The organism is uncultured Campylobacter sp. (assembly GCF_938018145.1).
In the GTDB taxonomy this organism is placed as follows: Bacteria; Campylobacterota; Campylobacteria; order Campylobacterales; family Campylobacteraceae; genus Campylobacter_A.
In genome coordinates this window covers 1-2231 of sequence record NZ_CALIII010000062.1, presented here as the reverse complement: position 1 = coordinate 2231, position 2231 = coordinate 1, and the positions used below count along the sequence as shown (strand labels likewise).

Sequence of the window (2231 nt, the reverse complement as noted above, 5' to 3'; positions counted from 1 at the left end):
TGCTCGAAAATGCTCAACTTGGCCGATGAAATTTATAAATTACGCTAGCTCAAATTTGACTGCGCTCGCTTTTTTTCGGTGCGTTAAATTTACAAGGAGTTTTCTAAATTTAAATTTGACCCGCGCATTTTTTATCTTTTTGCTTTTTATTTTCTACGGTGCGGCGACTTTGCAGGGCTCAAATTTACCCCGCGAGATAGTCTTGGTAAATCAAAATATATTAAGCCCGGCCGTGAGCGAGAAAATCGCGGTTTTAGGCCAGGAGCTAGCGAGTAAAAGCGGCATGTTTGCAGGGGTCGCGGTTTATGAGAGCTTGGATGGCAAAACGCTAAAAGAAGCGGCAGCTCAGCTAAATTTGACCCCGCCTTACGCGCTTTTGATGCTTGCTAAGGCTGAACACAAGGTGGAAATTTTTGCCGACCCCCAGACGTTTAAGCTTTTTGATAAAGAGAAAATTTTAAGCCCATATCCAAGCTCAGGCTCGATTTTACCGATCTTAGCGTCCAAAAACGGCAAAGATATCTTTAACGCCGCCGTGCTAAACGGCTACGCCGATCTTGCCGAGCAGATCGCCGCAGGCAAGGGCGTGAGCCTGCAAAACGCGGTCGGCAATCAAAACCGCCGCACGCTTGATGCGTTTAGGATTTTTATCTACGGCTCTATCGCTGTCGTTGTTTGCGCCGCCGCGTTTAGAAAATTTAGGAGGAAAAATGGCTAAAAACTACTGGCCTCACGCTATCGTCGGCTCGCTTATTTTGATAGTCGCCTCCTGCGTAGCGACCATCATTCTGGCCGTCAAAAACCCCGTGGAGATGGACGGTTTTTACTTCGAGCGCTACCAAAACGTCGATGAAAATATAAACGAGATCGAGGCTAGCCAGCGTAGATTTGACGCCAAATACGCTCTTAAATTTGAGGCTAAATTTGACGGGCTAAGCGGGCATTTTGCGATCGCCGTCACGCCTAAAAACGGCTCTTTAGCGCCAAATTTCACGCACGAGATTTTGCTAACCAGACCAGCGACGAACGAGCAAAATCAAAATTTAAACGCCAAATTTGACGGGCAAATTTTAAAAACCGCGCCCGTGACGCTCCCAAAAAAAGGCAGATGGCAAATTTTGCTAAAAATTTCCGACGCAAACGACACGGGCTTTTATAAATTTAACTTCGAAGCGCGCTAGTTTTCTTTGATTTTCAGCCGCTCTGGGCTATCATTTCGCCAAAAAACAAAGAGCTTCTATGCAAAATTTAGACAAACTTTACATCTTTACCAACTCGCGAAAGATCCGCGAATTTAACGCGAAATTTCAAAACGAACTCGTGCCAAAGGCCATGACGATAGCGCAGTTTGAGCAAAAGGCCGTGCTGGTGCCCGGGCGCTTTGAGGCGGACGAGGCGTACGCGCTGGTGCTGATGCAGCGAGCCTGCGCGAGCGTGAGGGAGGCCTCCGAGCGGCTGCGTATCCCGTCGGAGTTTTTCGCGTTTTTGAAAAACAACGACTATCTTTTTAGCTTTTTTAAGGAGCTAGCCATCAGCAAAAAGAGCGTGGCGGATCTAAAATTTAGCGATATTTACGCCGATTACGAGGAGCATTTGGGCATCCTCGAGGCGGTGCTCGCGCGCTATAAGGAGCTGCTAGCGGCCGAAAATCTATACGACGGTATCGTGCTACCTGAGATTTACGAGCTAAACGGCGGATTTGTCAGGGAATTTCGCGAGATTTATCTTGAAGTAGACGGCTTTTTGAGCGAATTTGAGTGGGAGCTGTTTGGCGAGATCGCAAAGCTAACGACGCTAAAAATCATCTTTCAAACCAGTAAATTTAACAAAAAACTGATCCTAAAATTAGCCGAAATTTCGGGGATTGAGGCGAGCGAGTTTAGCCTATACGGCGAATTTGAGCTAAATTTGAGCTCGCGCGAGCTAAGAAAAACTGGCTCCGTGCGCAAAAATCCGCTCGTTTTAAAAAGAAGCTTTAGCGCTAGAAGCCTGCAGGCAGCCTACGCGATGGCAAAGGCTAGCGAGTTCGTGGCTGATGGCATCAAGCCCGAAAACATCGCCGTTATCTTGCCCGATGAGAGCTTTGCCGAGATCTTGCGCCTGCACGACCGCGGCAAGATGTTTAACTTTGCGATGGGCGAGAGCTTTACTCGCACGCGGTTTTTTCAAATTTTAGAGTGCATAGTAACCGCGATAAACGACAAAATCCGCGTAAATTTGAGCGAGGATAA

2 protein-coding genes and 1 pseudogene are annotated in these 2231 nt (G+C 47.3%); all 3 read left to right on the top strand.

Going from position 1 to position 2231, the window contains the following annotated elements; genetic code table 11:
- Positions 1-718, top strand: a 718-nt coding sequence (locus Q0338_RS01440; RefSeq protein ID WP_298085205.1) for a hypothetical protein, incomplete at its 5' end; no start/stop codon positions are given.
- The gene (locus tag Q0338_RS01435; protein WP_298085204.1) at positions 711-1181 is read left to right on the top strand and encodes a FixH family protein; all 471 of its coding nucleotides are present in this window, start codon (positions 711-713) and stop codon (positions 1179-1181) included. The genes Q0338_RS01440 and Q0338_RS01435, both read left to right, overlap by 8 nt.
- A 58-nt stretch (positions 1182-1239) precedes the next feature.
- Positions 1240-2231: pseudogene (locus Q0338_RS01430) on the top strand (PD-(D/E)XK nuclease family protein); the annotation flags it as partial.

Bases quoted from the DNA above. Each gene is read 5' to 3' on its own strand.
- Q0338_RS01435 (WP_298085204.1), top strand. From the start codon at position 711: ATGGCTAAAAACTACTGGCCTCACGCTATCGTCGGCTCGCTTATTTTG.